The 15582-nt window shown below is 67.2% G+C and carries 14 protein-coding genes; 10 read left to right on the top strand and 4 right to left on the bottom strand.

The genetic code is table 11. From position 1 onward, the window contains the following. Nucleotides 1-172 precede the first annotated feature (172 nt). The gene (locus JZ792_RS38290) at nt 173-1150 is read right to left on the bottom strand and encodes a M23 family metallopeptidase (RefSeq protein WP_216917791.1); all 978 of its coding nucleotides are present in this window, start codon (nt 1148-1150) and stop codon (nt 173-175) included. A gap of 110 nt (nt 1151-1260) precedes the next feature. On the opposite strand from JZ792_RS38290, the gene JZ792_RS38285 reads away from it, so the two are divergent. The 5 genes from JZ792_RS38285 (at nt 1261) to JZ792_RS38265 (ending at nt 6336) form a co-directional block, all read left to right on the top strand. Further along, the gene (locus tag JZ792_RS38285; RefSeq protein ID WP_216917790.1) at nt 1261-2430 is read left to right on the top strand and encodes a pyridoxal phosphate-dependent aminotransferase; all 1170 of its coding nucleotides are present in this window, start codon (nt 1261-1263) and stop codon (nt 2428-2430) included. Nucleotides 2431-2584: 154 nt separating this feature from the next. Continuing rightward, nucleotides 2585-3214 (top strand): TetR/AcrR family transcriptional regulator, encoded by a 630-nt coding sequence (locus tag JZ792_RS38280; RefSeq protein WP_109525204.1) that lies wholly within the window; start codon nt 2585-2587, stop codon nt 3212-3214. Nucleotides 3215-3312: 98 nt separating this feature from the next. Next, nucleotides 3313-4734 (top strand): adenylosuccinate lyase, encoded by a 1422-nt coding sequence (gene purB / locus JZ792_RS38275; protein ID WP_109525205.1) that lies wholly within the window; start codon nt 3313-3315, stop codon nt 4732-4734. Between the two features lie 69 nt (nt 4735-4803). Continuing rightward, on the top strand, nt 4804-5232 hold the full coding sequence (locus tag JZ792_RS38270) for an HIT family protein (RefSeq protein ID WP_216917789.1): 429 nt from the start codon (nt 4804-4806) through the stop codon (nt 5230-5232). Between the two features lie 171 nt (nt 5233-5403). Beyond that, nucleotides 5404-6336: an alpha/beta hydrolase gene (locus JZ792_RS38265; protein WP_216917788.1), complete on the top strand. Its 933-nt coding sequence runs from the start codon at nt 5404-5406 to the stop codon at nt 6334-6336. 14 nt (nt 6337-6350) lie between these two features. On the opposite strand, the gene JZ792_RS38260 is transcribed toward JZ792_RS38265, so the two are convergent. Continuing rightward, on the bottom strand, nt 6351-7394 hold the full coding sequence (locus JZ792_RS38260) for a DUF2330 domain-containing protein (protein ID WP_216917787.1): 1044 nt from the start codon (nt 7392-7394) through the stop codon (nt 6351-6353). A gap of 89 nt (nt 7395-7483) precedes the next feature. Here JZ792_RS38260 and JZ792_RS38255 point away from each other — a divergent pair, with 89 nt between their 5' ends. Then, nucleotides 7484-9628 carry a S9 family peptidase gene (locus tag JZ792_RS38255; protein WP_216917786.1) on the top strand — a complete coding sequence of 715 codons (2145 nt, stop codon included), beginning with the start codon at nt 7484-7486 and terminating at the stop codon, nt 9626-9628. Between the two features lie 122 nt (nt 9629-9750). Next, on the top strand, nt 9751-10452 hold the full coding sequence (locus JZ792_RS38250) for a DUF2334 domain-containing protein (protein WP_216917785.1): 702 nt from the start codon (nt 9751-9753) through the stop codon (nt 10450-10452). A 135-nt stretch (nt 10453-10587) separates the two neighbouring features. Here the strand turns inward: JZ792_RS38250 and gad are convergent, their stop codons facing one another. Next, entirely contained in the window at nt 10588-11982 is a 1395-nt protein-coding gene (gene gad / locus JZ792_RS38245; RefSeq protein WP_216917784.1) for a glutamate decarboxylase, read from the bottom strand. 349 nt (nt 11983-12331) lie between these two features. Between gad and JZ792_RS38240 the strand changes: the two genes are divergently transcribed. Beyond that, a complete protein-coding gene (locus JZ792_RS38240) occupies nt 12332-13732 on the top strand; it encodes a dipeptidase (RefSeq protein WP_216917783.1) in 1401 nt (466 codons plus the stop codon). Nucleotide 13733: 1 nt separating this feature from the next. Here the strand turns inward: JZ792_RS38240 and JZ792_RS38235 are convergent, their stop codons facing one another. Then, nucleotides 13734-14384 (bottom strand): MBL fold metallo-hydrolase, encoded by a 651-nt coding sequence (locus JZ792_RS38235; protein WP_216917782.1) that lies wholly within the window; start codon nt 14382-14384, stop codon nt 13734-13736. A 115-nt stretch (nt 14385-14499) separates the two neighbouring features. Here JZ792_RS38235 and purS point away from each other — a divergent pair, with 115 nt between their 5' ends. Continuing rightward, nucleotides 14500-14736 carry a phosphoribosylformylglycinamidine synthase subunit PurS gene (gene purS, locus JZ792_RS38230; RefSeq protein ID WP_109525213.1) on the top strand — a complete coding sequence of 79 codons (237 nt, stop codon included), beginning with the start codon at nt 14500-14502 and terminating at the stop codon, nt 14734-14736. Then, on the top strand, nt 14733-15410 hold the full coding sequence (purQ, locus tag JZ792_RS38225; protein ID WP_216917781.1) for a phosphoribosylformylglycinamidine synthase subunit PurQ: 678 nt from the start codon (nt 14733-14735) through the stop codon (nt 15408-15410). The genes purS and purQ overlap by 4 nt, the downstream gene beginning before the upstream one ends. Nucleotides 15411-15582 lie beyond the last annotated feature (172 nt).

Below are 15582 nucleotides of genomic sequence, written 5' to 3'. Positions count from 1 at the left end.
CAGCAATCAACGCCCACCACCACTGGCGCGAGTCTTACGAGCGCCCTGTTCGCGGCCCGTCTCGCGTCCGAGCGGTCGAAGCACATGCGACGAAGTCGCCAGTCTCGACCGCTCGGACGCGAGACAAAGGGGGCCGCTAACCCGCGGCCCCGGCCGCCAATATCACAGCCGCCTACAAACCTAGGCCGCGTTGGGCGAGCCAGGCGGCGGGGTCGATGTGTTGTCCCTGTTGGATGACCTCGAAGTGCAGGTGGGGGCCGGTCGAGTCGCCTCGGTTGCCCATGCGGGCGATCTGCATACCGGCCGGGACGCGTTCGCCGACGGAGACGAAGAAGTCGTACATGTGGCCGTAGACGGTGATGGTGCCGTCGTCGTGTCTGATGCGTACCCACAGGCCGAAGCCCTGGGCGGGGCCCGCGTCGATGACGGTGCCGGCGGCGACGGCGTAGATGGGGGTGCCGATGGGGGCGGCGATATCGATGCCCGCGTGGAAAGTGCCCCAGCGGGAACCGAATCCGGAGGTGAAGGCGCCGATGGCGGGCAGGACGAATCCGCCCGCGCCGGGCAGGATCGAGCCGGGCGACAGCGGGATGGTGCCGGAGGTCATCCAGGGCTGGCGTTCACCGGCGACGGCGGCGGCCGCTTCGGCTCTGGCGCGTTCGAGGGTGGCGCGGGCGGCGGCCGCGACGACGGCTTGTTCGCGGATGCGTTCGCCGTTGGCGATGGCGTTGAGGTAGCGCCGCACCGAGGGCGGGGTCGATTGGAATTGCTGGGGATAGGCGAAGGCGACGCGCTGGGCTTCCTGCGGGCCTGGGGTGCGTTCGGTGACTCCCCAGGTGAAGGGGGAGTCGGCGGTGGCGAACAGCGCGACAGTCAGTATTCCGGCGAGGAGTACCCGGTGCCGGATCAGGAGGGCGCGGTAGTCGCGGTCACGTTGTCGTTGCCACAGTTCGCGAAGGTCGGGACGTGGTCGGCGACGCAGTTCGTGTAGTCGGGTCTCGATTCGGCGCAACGATCCGGTGACGATCGCTCGCAGCCGGGCCGGTGCGGCGCGCCGATCCTGCTCGATGACGCCTGGTCGGCCCGCGGCGCGTACTCGTTCGAGCCCCACGCGGCGAGCCTTCTCGAGGCGGCGAGCTTTTTCGAGCATTACGCAAACCCTAGCCTCGTCGATCCGCTGGGTAAACGATGCGGGCACGGTGTGTGGCACGTCGGGCACGGGCGAGGGGCCGCCGGGTGCGAGGGTCTACCGTCTTTCTCGTGTCTCGAGAATCTCGCCGGTCGAACATCCCACCTTTCTACGTGATGGATGTATGGAAGGCAGCCGCGCAGCGCGCGCGAACACACGGTGACGTGCTGGTGCTGGCGGCCGGGCAGCCTTCGACGCCCGCGCCCGCCCCGGTGCTGCGGGCGACGAAGGTCGCCATAGATTCCGAATTACTGGGCTATACCGAGACTTTCGGCATTCTGCCGTTGCGCGAGGCGATCGCGGACCATCACAGCCGGACCTACGGGCATCCGGTCCATCCGGACGAGGTGGTGGTGACGACGGGATCCTCCGGCGCGTTCACCCTCCTCTTCCTCGCGGCGTTCGACCCCGGTGACACCGTCGTGGTGGCCAGGCCCGGTTATCCGGCCTATCGCAACAGTCTGGCCGCGCTCGGCTGCCGGGTGGTCGAACTGGACTGCGGCGCGCAGACCCGGTTCCAGCCGACGGTGGCGATGCTGGAGGCGCTGCCCGAACCGCCGGCGGGCCTGGTGGTGGCCAGTCCGGCGAATCCGACCGGGACCATGATCGCCCCGGACGAACTCGCCGCGCTGGCTCGCTGGTGCGGGGCGAACGGGACGCTGCTGATCTCCGACGAGATCTATCACGGCATCACCTACGAGACGACGGCCTCGGGTGACCGCACCGCTTCGGCGTGGGAGACCTCGCGCGAGTCCGTGGTGATCGGCTCGGTGTCGAAATATTTCTCGATGACGGGCTGGCGTCTGGGCTGGATGCTCGCCCCGGCCGATCTGCGTCCGGCGTTGCAGCGGCTCGCGTCGAATATGACGGTGTGTCCGCCCGCGATTTCGCAGTACGCGGCGTTGCACGCCTTCGGCGCGGACGCGAAAACCGAACTGGACGGACATGTTCGACGCTATGCGGCGAACCGTCGGCTACTTCTGGACGGACTGCCGAAACTGGGCATCACCGATCTCGCCCCGGCGGACGGCGCGTTCTACGCGTACGCCGATATCGGCCATCTGACCGATGATTCGCTCGCGTGGTGCGCGCGAGTGCTCGAGCACACCGGTGTCGCCCTCGCGCCCGGCATCGATTTCGACACCGTCTCGGGTCACCGAACAGTTCGCTTCTCGTTTGCTGGAGCGACCGCGGATATAGAAGAGGCGTTGACCCGACTCGGCCGTTATCTGGACGGCTGACGCGGTCTCGATGCCGGTAGTCGAAGGTCAAGTACTGCAACAACTTTCCACAGACCGTCCCACGGGGCCTGCCGATGGGGTAGAAAATCGGTAGCTGGGTTTCCCCTCACGATTTCGCACGGAATGAACTGATGATGACTGGCACGATGGCACGGTGATAACCGCGACGACCCCGAAAGGCGAACGGCGTCGCCAGGCTCTGGTAGCGGCCGCCGCCGAGTTGTTACTCGAAGGCGGATTCGATGCGGTACGGCATCGTTCGGTCGCGACGCGGGCCGATTTGCCGCTCGCGTCGACGACCTACTATTTCGAGTCCCTCGAGGATCTGATCGCGCGTGCGGTCGAATTCAGCGGCAACGCCGAATTGGACACGATGCGCCGCCGCATCGGCGAAGTGAGTCATCGCCGGCGTGGCGCCGAGGCGACCGTCGACCTGGTGCTCGATCTGTTGATCGGCGCCGACGAGGCCGCGCGCGGACAGCTGATCGCTCGCTACGAGCGCTCGGTGGCTTCGGCGCGCCACCCCGAGCTCCGCGGCGTGCAGTTACGCCTGCGCGCGCAACTCGACGAACTCCTGGCCGAGGTACTCCGCCGCTCCGACCGCACGGTCCGGCCCGAACAGCTGCGCAGACTCGTCGCCGTGGTCGACGGCGCGGTGGTGGCGGCGCTGAGCGAGATGGATCCGGAACCGCGGCGGATGGCCCGTGGCGCACTGCTCGAAGTCATCGATATCGTCGCTCCGGCGACGCCCCAGCAAGTGGATCGCTTCCGGGCACTAGACTGACGCCACGTGAGCGAGCGCAGTGGGTCATCCTCAGGGGAGCCAACCGTAGGGACAGGGCGCATGTGCGCGAAGGATCCGAGCGTCAGCGAGGTGCGATCGTGAGTCTGGTTCCCAACGTCCTCGCCACCAGGTACGCCAGTCCCCAGCTGGTACACCTCTGGTCCCCCGAGAACAAGATCGTGCTGGAGCGGCGGCTGTGGCTCGAGGTGCTGCGTGCGCAGTCCGAGCTCGGCGTCGGTATCCCGGACGGTGTCGTGGCCGATTACGAACGGGTCGTCGACCAGGTCGATCTGGCCTCGATCGCCGAGCGCGAGCGGGTCACCCGCCACGATGTGAAAGCCCGTATCGAGGAGTTCAACGCGCTGGCCGGGCACGAACACGTGCACAAGGGCATGACCAGCCGCGACCTCACCGAGAACGTCGAGCAGTTGCAGATCCGGCTGTCGCTCGAACACGTGCACGCGCACGGTGTGGCGATCGCCGCCAGGCTGGCCGAGCGTGCCGCCGAGTATCAGACGCTGGTGATGGCGGGGCGTTCGCACAATGTCGCGGCTCAGGCCACCACACTCGGCAAACGTTTCGCGTCGGCCGCCGACGAACTGCTGATCGCGTTGAGCCGGGTGCGCGAACTCGTCGACCGGTATCCGCTGCGCGGGATCAAGGGGCCGATGGGTACCGCGCAGGACATGCTCGATCTGCTCGACGGCGACGCGGACAAATTGGCCGCCCTGGAACATCAGGTGGCCCGTCATCTCGGTTTCGCGACCGTGCTGACCAGCGTCGGTCAGGTGTATCCGCGCTCGCTCGACCACGACGTGCTCTCGGCGCTGGTCCAGGTGGGCGCGGGCCCGTCCTCGTTCGCGCACACGATCCGGCTGATGGCCGGGCACGAGCTGGTCACCGAGGGTTTCCAGCCCGGCCAGGTCGGTAGTTCGGCGATGCCGCACAAGATGAACACGCGTTCCTGCGAGCGGGTCAACGGCCTTCAGGTGGTCCTGCGCGGTTACGCCTCGATGGCCGCCGAACTCGCGGGCGCGCAATGGAACGAGGGTGACGTCTTCTGTTCGGTGGTGCGTCGCGTCGCGCTGCCCGACGCCTTCTTCGCGATCGACGGCATGATGGAGACCTTCCTGACCGTGCTCGCCGAATTCGGGGCCTACCCGGCCGTGATCTCCCGCGAACTCGACCGCTACCTGCCGTTCCTCGCGACCACCAGGATGTTGATCGCGGCGGTGCGCGCGGGTGTCGGCCGGGAGACCGCGCACGAGGTCATCAAGGAACACGCGGTGGCGGTGGCGTTGGCCATGCGCGAACAGGGCCGCGAACCCGATCTGCTGGATCGTCTCGCCGCCGACGCCCGTTTTCCGCTGGACCGCGCCGGACTCGACGCGGCGCTCGCCGACCGATCGGCGTTCATCGGCGCGGCGTCCGCGCAGGTCGGCGAGGTGGTCGCCACCGTGCAGAAACTGGTCGACAGCTACCCCGAGGCGGCGCGCTACACCCCGTCGCCGATTCTCTAGCGGCATCACGGTTTCCGTGCCGATGGCGCATCCACGCGTCGTCGGCGCGGTCCGGGTTAGGGTGCCGGGGTGAATCCGTACACGATCTTTGCCGAAATCGTCGCCGGGCGTGCGCCCGCGTCCACGGTGTACGAGGACCAGGACGTCTTGGCATTCATGGATATTCGCCCGATGACGCCGGGACATCTGCTGGTCGTGCCGAAAGTGGCCGCCCGCGATCTGTCCGAACTCGATCCCGAGGTCGGGGGAAAATTGTTCAAGGTGGGGCAGTTGCTGGCGGCGGCGCTACGGGATAGCGAGGTCGGCTGCGATGGGGTTAACTTCTTCTTGGCCGACGGTGTGCTGGCCGGGCAGGAGGTATTCCATGTGCACCTGCATGTCATCCCGCGCACGGCGGGCGACGGCTTCGGGTTGCGCGGTCGCCCGACCAGTCCGCATCGCGTCGACCTCGACTATCTCGCCGGTTCCATCCGGGGCGCGCTCGAACGACGAGGCTGACGTCCGGCCGCGCCCGGTGTTTCCGTCGATTGTTTACGGACCAGGAAGTTTGCTGAACAGACGCTCTCTGGCTGATTCTCGCCCGTGATTTCGTAGCTCGAGTTACGTTTGAGGTCGTCAGAGCGTTGTTGATGGAGGTGGGACGTGCGACTTTCAAAGTTTGCTGTCTCGATGCTGTTTATCGTGGGGGCGCTGCTCGGGCCGGTGGTCGCCCAACCGGCGACGGCCACCGCCGCGCGGATCGTCCGGATCGACGATGTGAGCCCGACGAGGTCCGAGGTGTACATCGACTCACCCGCGATGGGACGCACCATTCAGGTCGATGTGCTGCACCCGGCCGGTGGCGGCGGGCGTCCGTCCTACTACCTGCTCGACGGCCTCGATCCCGGCGTGGGACAGAGCACCTGGCTCAACGCCACCGACGCCGAACCGTTCTTCGCGGGCAAGAATCTGAACGTGGTGCTGCCGGTGGGCGGCCAGGCGGGCTACTACACCGACTGGCAGCAGGACGATCCGCATTTCGGCCGGTACAAGTGGGAAACCTTCCTCACCCGTGAACTGCCGCCGATCATCGACGCGGAATTCGACGGCAACGGTGTCAACGCCATCGGCGGACTGTCCATGGGCGGTAACGCGGCTTTCATTCTCGCCGCGCGCAATCCGGAGCTGTACCGCGCGGTCGCGGGTTACAGCGCGTGCCCCGACACCGGCCTCGCGACCGGCGCGGTGATGTTCTCCATCGCCAATCGCGGCGGCAACCCCGGCAATATGTGGGGTCCGCCGGGCAGTAGGGCGTGGGCCGAACACGATCCATCGCTGTTGGCAGATCGCTTGCGCGGCAAGACGATCTATCTGTCGACCGGTACCGGAGTGCCCGGTCCGCACGAAGCGGAGATCAAACCGCAACTGGCCGAGAACATCATCCTCGGCGGCCCGGTCGAGGTGGGCATCAACACCTGCACCGTCGCCTTCGACCAGCGCCTGCGCTCACTCGGCATCCCGGCCAGGATCGAATACAGTCCCACCGGAACCCACTCCTGGTCCTACTGGCAGGACAAACTGCACGCCTCGTGGCCGACCATCGGCCCAGCCATCGGGGCGTAGCTCGCGATCGGCGCTCAGGGGTTTCGTCGCACCACGCGGACGACGGCCACGAGCACCACCGCCGCGGCGAGTGAGGCCGCACCGAGAATGACTGTGCCCGCGGGGAATCCGAACATCTCGACGTATTCGGTGGCGATAATGCGCTGACGGTAGGCATCGTCGGTGGGGGCGGCGGCGAAGGCGAAATCCGTGCTGATCGCGTCCGGCCGGTGGATGCCGACGGAGAGTTCGGTCAGGTAGTCGTGACCGCCCGCGGCGAGGTCCTTCAGGTCCTGGTCCTCGAAATCCTCTACCCTGCCCGCGAATTCGACATTGTTGTACTGCGTGTCCGCGTCGGCGTCGACCCGCCGCACGCGGTGATCGCTGAGCAGGTAGAGACGCACCGTCTGCGGATCCTCGGCCGCGCTCGACATCCGCATCGGGTACACGAAACGATCGGAGTCGAAGGCGAGCCGAATCGGGTCGAGCGCGCCGGTCAGCGTCCTGGCGCCGGTGAGTTTGACGGCGACGAACGACCAGTTCTCGCGCAGATAGGGGTCAAGGCTGGCGGTCACCTCGGGTCGCATCGCATAGCCGTTGGCGCCCAACCAGTTCCGCAATCCGTCCAGGCTGCCGCCGGACAGGGTGGTCGCCTCGATCGGTCCGAGACTGACCTGCTCCACCACGGTCGGTCCGCTGCCGGGCGGGGCCGCGGCCGAGGTATCGCCGCCGCCGTCACCGGAGAACCAGTGCCGTTCGGTGACAATCTCCGGCGCCGTCACGCGGGCCAGTTCGGCGAAGGTCTGCGCCGAACCCGCGCTCACCCGCGCCGGGGACGGTGTCGGCACGATCAGCGCGGCGTGGTCGGTGCCGGACTCCAGGGCCAGTCGCATCACGATCGTCTCGCGGCGTCCGTCCCATCCGGCCAGCGCCACTTCGTCGTGCACGGTGGCCGTATTGCCCGGACTGACCACCCCGCCGCAGGCACAGGCGGAGGCGGGAGCGAAGGCGCCGAAGCCGACCGCAGACAGCAGCAGCGCGGCGGTCGCGGCGAGGCGAACGACGGTATGGGTGCGCATTCGGCGAGCCTAGTGGCGTCGAGCCCGCGGTGACGCGGAGTTCGCTCGTCGCCCGGAGGGCGCGACCGGGGAACAGTAGGGTGGACCGCATGTCTGTCGAGAGTGTGGTGGCGGCGCCGATCGCCAAGACGGTGCCGACCGAGCGGGTCCATCACGGCGACGTCTTCGTCGACGAATACGAATGGCTCCGGGACAAGGAAAACCCCGAGGTCATCGCCTACCTGGAGGCGGAGAACGCCTATACCGAGGCCAGGACCGCGCATCTCGGCGGCCTACGCGACACGATCTTCGACGAGATCAAATCGCGCACCCAGGAGACCGACCTCTCGGTGCCGACCAGGATGGGCGAGTACTGGTATTACTCGCGCAGCTTCGAGGGCAAACAGTACGGCGTGCACTGTCGGTGCCCGATCGACGCGAATGCCGACGGCATCGACGCGTGGACCCCGCCCCAACTGGAAGTGGGCACCGAGGTCGAGGGCGAGCAGATATTGCTCGACAGCAATGTGCTCGCCGAAGGACACAACTTCTTCGCGCTCGGCGCGTTCTCCCTCAGCCACGACGGCACCCTGCTGGCCTATTCGGTCGACACCGTCGGCGACGAGCGCTACACACTGCGCTTCAAGGATCTGGGCACCGGCGAACTGCTCGGCGACGAGATCGTCGGCACCGCGCCGGGCGCGACCTGGTCGCTGGACGGCACCCACGTCTTCTATCAGACCGTCGACGAATCGTGGCGTCCCGACACCGTGTGGCGGCACCGTCTCGGCACCGCGACGGAGGCCGACGCGAAGGTCTTCCACGAGCCCGACGAGCGCTATTGGGTGAGTATCGGGGCCACCCGCTCGGAGAAGTTCCTGATGATCTGGGTCGGATCCAAGATCACCACCGAGGGCTGGGTCCTGGAATCCGACAATCCGGAGGGTGAGTTCCGGGTCATCCTGGAACGTCGCGAAGGCGTCGAATACTCCGCCGAACACGCGGTGATCGCCGGTGAGGACCGGTTCCTGATCCTGCACAACGATGTCGTGGACGGGGTGAAGGCGCAGAATTTCGTGCTGGCCGACGCCCCTGTCGCCGATCCGTCGAATATGACCCTGCTGATCGGGCACCGCGACGACGTGCGGCTCGAGGATATCGACCCCTTCTCCGATCACCTCGTGCTGAGTTACCGCCGCGAGGCGCTGACCAGGGTCGCGATCTGGCCGCTGACCGAGACCGGCTACGGCGAGCGCAGAGAACTCGAATTCGACCTCGAACTGTTCTCGGTCGGTTCCGGCTCGAATCCGGAATGGAAGCAGCCGACGCTGCGGATCGGGCTCACCTCCTTCATCACCCCGACCCAGGTGTTCGACTACGTCCCCGCCACCGGGGTGCTGCTGTTGCGCAAGGAACAGCCGGTGCTCGGCGGCTACGACGCGAACGATTACGAGCAGCACCGCGATTGGGCGCTGGCCGAGGACGGCACCCGGATCCCGATCTCGCTGGTGCGGAAGAAGGGTCTGCCCGAGGGTCCGAAACCGTTGCTGCTCTACGGGTACGGCTCCTACGAGGCGAGTATGGATCCGTCCTTCTCGGTGTCGCGGCTGTCGCTGCTCGATCGCGGCATGGTGTTCGCGGTGGCGCATGTGCGCGGCGGCGGTGAGATGGGCCGACTCTGGTACGAGAACGGGAAAACCCTCACCAAGAAGAACACCTTCACCGATTTCGTCTCCTGCGCAAGGCATCTCATCGATTCCGGCGTCACCGGCGCGGATCGGATGATCGCCGATGGCGGTAGCGCGGGCGGGCTGCTCGTCGGCGCGGTCGCCAACCTCGCGCCCGAACTGTTCGCGGGCATCCTGGCCAACGTCCCGTTCGTCGACCCGCTGACCTCGATCCTGGATCCCTCCCTGCCGCTGACCGTCATCGAATGGGACGAGTGGGGCAACCCGCTGGCGGACAAGGACGTCTACGACTACATGAAGTCCTACGCCCCGTACGAGAATGTCGAGGCCAAGGACTATCCCGCCATCCTGGCGATCACCAGCCTGAACGACACCCGCGTGCTCTACGTGGAGCCGGCCAAGTGGATCGCCAAACTGCGCGTGACCAAGACCGGGGATTCCCCGCTGCTGCTGAAGACCGAGATGAGCGCGGGTCACGGCGGTGTCAGCGGCCGGTACGAGAAGTGGAAGGAAGTCGGGTTCGAATACGCCTGGGTGCTGGACACCCTCGGCCTGTCGGGCGAGTAGTCCGACCGGCGGCGCGGGTTCGAAGCCCGCGCCGACCCCTCGGCGCGGACCGTGACGGGGAGTTCGTCGTGATGTCACGTTCGCTGCACGTCGGCGACACACGGACCTGACACCGTTGATCCATGAACGCCGAGCTGATCGTGTCCGTGTCGGGGATCCGGGACACCACCCGGGATGCCGCGATCGAATTCGCCGCCGAGATGGACCGGCGCGAGATCCGTCTCTCGCTGCTGGTCGCGCCCCGGCTCAAGGGCAAGTACCGCCTCGCCGACGATCCCGCGACGCAATCCTGGCTGCGCGGGCGGCGGGCCAGGGGTGATGCCATCGTGCTGCACGGCTACGACCAGGCCGCGACCAAGAGCCGTCGCGCGGAATTCGCCACGCTGCCCGGGCACGAGGCCCGGCTGCGGCTGACCGCGGCGGATCGGGTGATGGAACAGGTCGAATTGCGCACCCGGCTGTTCGCCGCGCCCCGCTGGGACGCCTCGGCGGGAGCCATCGAGGCATTGCCGTCCGTGGGATTCCGGCTCGCGCTCGGCCTCACCTCGGTACTGGATCTGGAACGCAACACCGCGCAGCGCGCCAGGGTGTACGGGATCGGCGAGGGTTTCCGGGCGGAACCCTGGTGGTGCCGTGCGCTGGTGATGGGCGCGGCGAGGACCGCGCGACGCGGCGGCATCCTGCGCCTGGCGGTCTCGGCCGCACAATTGCAGCGCTCGGGTCCGCGTCAGGCCATGGTCGACGCCGTCGATCTGGCCCGCTACTACGGCGCCGTCAGCGAGGTATATCGCTGGGAGCCGTTCGCCGCCGCTCGGGCGGCGTGAGAGACGCCGCCCTGTGCGGTGTGGTCGGGAATGTCGCGGGTGTATCCGGTCGGGATCACCCAGCTGACGCCCGATCGGCGTCGCCGCCCGGTACAGGCGTGAACGGGCGGCGACGTGCGGCGTCGTCGGACGCGATCAGCGGACGGGGGCGACCTGCTCGATCGGCACGGCCGCGGTGGCGCTGTGGGTGAATCCGCCCGCCTCGGCGCTGGACAGGCCGAGCGCGTGTTTACACAGCACGGTCAGGCAGCGGTCCATATCGGCGAGTAGCAACTCCACCATGTCGTGGGTGAATCCGTGCCGGATCACCGCGCGCATGATCGTCTCCTCGCCCCGGTCGGCGGGCAGCGGATACGCGGCGATCAGCCAGCCACGGCTGCGCAGCCGGTCCGACAGGTCGTAGAGATTGAAGTTCTGCTCACCGCGCAACCGCCACGACACCGCCGTGATACCGAGGTTCGGATCGCCCGCGTGGATCATGTCGAACAGTCCGGTCGCCTCCAGCCCTTCGGCGAGATACTGTGCGACCCGGTAGATTTCGCTCTGCACGCGGGTGTAGCCGCGTCGGCCGAGCCGGATGAAATCGTAGTACTGGGTGATGGCCTGCCCGCCGGGGCGGGAGAAGTTGAGATTGAAGGTGGCCATCGCGCCGCCGAGGTAGTCGACGTTGAAGATCAGCTCCTCCGGCAGGTCGGCCGGTTCACGCCAAATCGCCCAGCCCGCGCCGAGCGGGGCCAGACCGGTCTTGTGGCCGGAGGCATTGATCGATTTCACCCGGGGCAAGCGGAAATCCCAGACCAGGTCCGGTGCGCAGAACGGCGCGAGGAAACCGCCGCTGGCCGCGTCGACGTGCATCGGGATATCGACGCCGGTGGCGGCCTGGATATCGTCGAGTGCCCTGCTGATACCGGCGACGTCCTCGAACAGGCCGGTGAAGGTCTGCCCGAAGGTCGGCACCACCATGATGGTGTTCGCGTCGCAGTAGGCGGCGATATCTTCCGGACGCATCATGTAATGGTCATCGCGCAACGGGACCTGGCGGATCTCGACGTCGAAGTACCGTGCGAACTTCTCCCAGCACACCTGTACCGGCCCGCAGACGAAATTCGGTGTGCCCTGTCCGCCGCGCGCTCGCCAGCGGAATTTGGCGGCCAGCCCGCCGAGCATGGCGGCCTCGCTGGAACCGATGGTCGATGTGCCGAGGACGGTGGCCGGATCGGGAGCATTCCACAGATCGGCGACCATCCGCACGCCGCGCTTCTCGAGCTCGGCGGTCTGCGGGTACTCGTCCTTGTCGACGATGTTCTTGTCCATCGATTCGGCCATCAGCCTGCGGGCGTAGTCGTCGGTCCAGGTGGTGCAGAAGGTCGCCAGATTCATCCGGGAAACCCCGTCGAGCAGTAATTCGTCGTGAACGAGCTGGTAGGCCACCTGCGCGAACATCTCCTTGTCGGGGAATCCGGCGCGGGGTGCGCCGTGTTGTAGCGCGGCCATGGCGAACAGGTCATCGGCTTCGATATCTTCGGGCATCTCGCCTCCAGGGCGCGTTGGCGGAAAATATTTGCCGGTTCCGTGCGTAGTGCACGAGACTCGATGAAATTGATTGTCTTGCTTGAGTATCAATACCACAAGATATGTTGCCAAATGATGGCTATTCACATCAATCGGGCGATTTCCCGGCCGACGCGGTGTGTACCCGGCGTCGTCGGCCGTATTTGCCGATTCATCGCTCGAACGCTGCCTGCGACACGGACCGCACGGTCCGGCGAATCGAAGCGTCGTACCGCGCGGTCCGTGCCAGAGTAAATCCGGGCTCGGCGAATACCCGGCGGCGCGGCAGAATCGAAACCGGAGCAGACCACGACGTGAGGGTGACGACATGACTTCCGACGATCCGCACACCGCCGAGTTGCGCGGCCGGATCTCCGCGCTGATGGGAAGGGCGAAAGAGGATCTCACGCAGCTGGTCTCGTTCAAATCGGTGGCCGATCCGCGACAGTTCCCCGCCGAGGAATGCGAGCGGACCGCCCACTGGGTCGCCGACGCCTTCGCCGGGGTCGGGCTCACCGACGTCGGACTGCACGAGACCAGGGACGGCAGCAAAGCAGTCGTGGCCCGTCGAACCGCGCCGCCCGGCGCGCCGACAGTGCTGCTGTACTGCCACTACGACGTGCAGCCCCCGCTCGACAGCGGCGCATGGCGCACCCCCGTGTGGACGCTGACCGAACGCGACGGCCGCTGGTACGGGCGCGGCGCCGCCGATTGCAAAGGCAATATCGTCATGCACCTGACCGCGCTGCGCGCCCTGCGCGAGGTATGCGGCGACGATTTCCCGGTCGGCATCACCCTGGTCGCCGAAGGGTCCGAGGAACAGGGCACCGGCGGGCTGGAGGCCTTCGTGCCCGAGCACGCCGACCTGCTGCGCGCCGACGCGCTGCTGATCTGCGACAGCGGCAATGTCGCCGTCGGCATACCGACCTTCACCGAAACCCTGCGCGGCAACGTCACCGTCGTCGTCACCGTCGAAACCCTCGCGGGACCCGTGCATTCCGGCATGTTCGGGGGAGCCGCGCCGGACGCGCTCGCCGCGCTGATCCACCTGCTCGCCACACTGCGCGACGCTCGTGGCAATACGACGATCGCGGGCCTACCCGCCGACCAGGAATGGCCGGGAGTCGAGTATCGGGAGGAGAACTTCCGCGCCGACGCCGGTGTGCTCGGCGGTGTCGGCCTGACCGGTGACGGCACCATCGCCGACATGCTCTGGGCCAGGCCCGCGTTGACCGTGCTCGGCATCGACGCGCCGAAGGTCCTCGGATCGTCCGCCGCGATCCAGCCGTCGGCCCGCGCCCGCCTGAATCTGCGCATCCCGCCCGGAATCGACCCGGACACGGCACTCCAGGCGCTCACCGCCCACCTGATCGCGAATACGCCGTGGCACGCGAAACTCACCGTGACACCCGAGGCCACCGGCGCGCCGTTCCGTTCCGGATCGGGTGGACCGGCCCGCACCGCGATGGAGGAGGCGCTGGCCGCGTCCTACGGCAAGCCCGCCACCACCCAGGGGCAGGGCGGTTCCATCCCGCTGTGCACGGTCTTCGCGAACACCTACCCCGACGCCGAGATCATGCTGCTCGGCGTCGAGGAACCGCGCTGCCGGATCCACGCCCCCAACGAAAGCGTCGATCCCACCGAAATCGAGCACATCGCCCTGGCCGAGGTCCTCTTCCTCACCCGATACGGCGCCGACGGCAGCTGGGACCGGCCCCTCGGACCGTGACCTAGGTCGCGAACTCGCGCTCGCGCTCGGCATCGATCGCGGTGAATTCCGTTCCGGCCGGACCCATTTCCGACAGACGCCCGAAATATATACCCCTGGCTTCCGGCGCGACGACGCCGAAATGGATCGGCACGGCGATTCGAGGGGCGACCGCGCGCAGATAGTCGACGGCCTCGCTGATCCGCATCCACGGCGCCGCCGCCGGAATCGCCAGCACACCGACCGGTGTCGACGGCACCCACAGCGAATCACCCGGATGGACCAGCTGTGCCGGGTCGTCGGCGGTGCCGAGCTGGAAGACCGTGTTGTCGATCACCGGGATATCGGGATGGATCACCGCGTGCCTGCCGCCGCCACCGGTGATCCGCAGATCGCCCAGCTCGACGACCGCGCCCGCGTGCACCGCCTCCCACGCCTCCCCGCGCAACGCCGCCGTCTGCGGATCGGAGAACAGCCGCGCGCCCGGATTGGCGTCGATCAGAGCCTCGATACGCTGCGGATCGATGTGATCGGGATGCTGATGGGTCACCGCGATGGCATCCAGACCGGTGATGCCCTCGAATCCGTGCGAGAAATTGCCCGGATCGAACAGCACCTTCCTACCGTGCAGCTCGACCAGGATGCAGGAGTGGCCGAAGTGAGCTATTCGCATGGACCCATGCTATTGGCAGCGTGCCGCTTCTCACCCGACCCCGCACGGTGTCGGGACGCCGACGGCGACTAGGATTTCGCTGGTAACCCCCCGAATACCACTTGAGGAGCAACGCGTGGCAAAGGTCGTGGTCGAGGTGATGCCGAAGGCCGAGATCCTGGATCCGCAAGGACAGGCCATCGCCGGTGCGCTCCCGCGTCTGGGATTCGCCGGAGTCTCGGATGTACGGCAGGGCAAGCGATTCGAACTCGATGTGGACGAAAGCGTCAGCGACGCCGAACTCGAGCAGATCGCCGAAGCCCTGCTCGCCAACACCGTCATCGAGGAGTGGAAGGTGGTCCGCGTCTCATGAGCGCGCGGATCGGAATCATCACCTTCCCCGGAACCCTCGACGACGTCGACGCCGCCCGCGCGGTGCGCCGATCCGGCGCCGAAGCGGTCAACCTCTGGCACGCCGACGCCGACCTCAAACAGGTCGACGCCGTCGTCGTACCCGGCGGCTTCTCCTACGGTGACTACCTGCGCGCAGGCGCCATCGCCCGCTTCGCGCCCGTCATGGGCAAAGTCGTCGAAGGCGCGCGCCAAGGACTGCCGGTCCTCGGCATCTGCAACGGCTTCCAGGTGCTCTGCGAAGCAGGTCTGCTGCCGGGCGCGCTGACCCGCAACGACGGCCTGCACTTCATCTGCCGCGACGAATGGCTGAAGGTGGAATCGGTGGATACGGCGTGGACCTCACGCTACGAACCCGGTGCGCAGATCCTGATCCCGTTGAAATCCGGAGAAGGGCGCTACCAGGCGTCGACCGAGGTACTCGACGAACTCGAAGGGGAAGGGCGGGTCGTATTCCGGTACGCCGGAGACAACCCCAACGGATCGCAGCGAGGAATCGCCGGGATCGCGTCGGCCAACGGGCGCGTCGTCGGGTTGATGCCGCACCCGGAACACGCCACCGAGCCGCTGACCGGGCCGAGTGATGACGGTATGGGGCTATTCCTTTCGGTACTGGACAGCCTCGTACGGGCTTGATTTTCGGCGGCCCGGGGGCCGCGGGTTCGCGGCCCCCGGTGTCTCGCGTCCGAGCGGTCGAGACTGGCGACTTCGTCGCTTCGCTTCGACCGCTCGGACGCGAGACGGCCGCGAACGGGTCGCTCGTAAGACTCGCTCCGTTGGGGTGGGGTGGGTATGGATTGTTGCTTTC

Origin of the sequence: Nocardia noduli, from assembly GCF_019038455.1 — a bacterium.
Taxonomy (GTDB): domain Bacteria; phylum Actinomycetota; class Actinomycetes; order Mycobacteriales; family Mycobacteriaceae; genus Nocardia; species Nocardia noduli.
This window is presented reverse-complemented; position numbering and strand designations above follow the sequence as displayed.

Excerpts from the sequence above, each read along its gene's own strand:
- JZ792_RS38290 (WP_216917791.1), bottom strand. The coding sequence starts at position 1,150 with ATGCTCGAAAAAGCTCGCCGCCTCGAGAAGGCTCGCCGCGTGGGGCTC.
- JZ792_RS38265 (WP_216917788.1), top strand. The coding sequence starts at position 5,404 with ATGCTGTTTATCGTGGGGGCGCTGCTCGGGCCGGTGGTCGCCCAACCG.
- JZ792_RS38260 (WP_216917787.1), bottom strand. The coding sequence starts at position 7,394 with ATGCGCACCCATACCGTCGTTCGCCTCGCCGCGACCGCCGCGCTGCTG.
- JZ792_RS38255 (WP_216917786.1), top strand. The coding sequence starts at position 7,484 with ATGTCTGTCGAGAGTGTGGTGGCGGCGCCGATCGCCAAGACGGTGCCG.
- JZ792_RS38250 (WP_216917785.1), top strand. The coding sequence starts at position 9,751 with ATGAACGCCGAGCTGATCGTGTCCGTGTCGGGGATCCGGGACACCACC.
- gad (WP_216917784.1), bottom strand. The coding sequence starts at position 11,982 with ATGCCCGAAGATATCGAAGCCGATGACCTGTTCGCCATGGCCGCGCTA.
- JZ792_RS38240 (WP_216917783.1), top strand. The coding sequence starts at position 12,332 with ATGACTTCCGACGATCCGCACACCGCCGAGTTGCGCGGCCGGATCTCC.
- JZ792_RS38235 (WP_216917782.1), bottom strand. The coding sequence starts at position 14,384 with ATGCGAATAGCTCACTTCGGCCACTCCTGCATCCTGGTCGAGCTGCAC.
- purQ (WP_216917781.1), top strand. The coding sequence starts at position 14,733 with ATGAGCGCGCGGATCGGAATCATCACCTTCCCCGGAACCCTCGACGAC.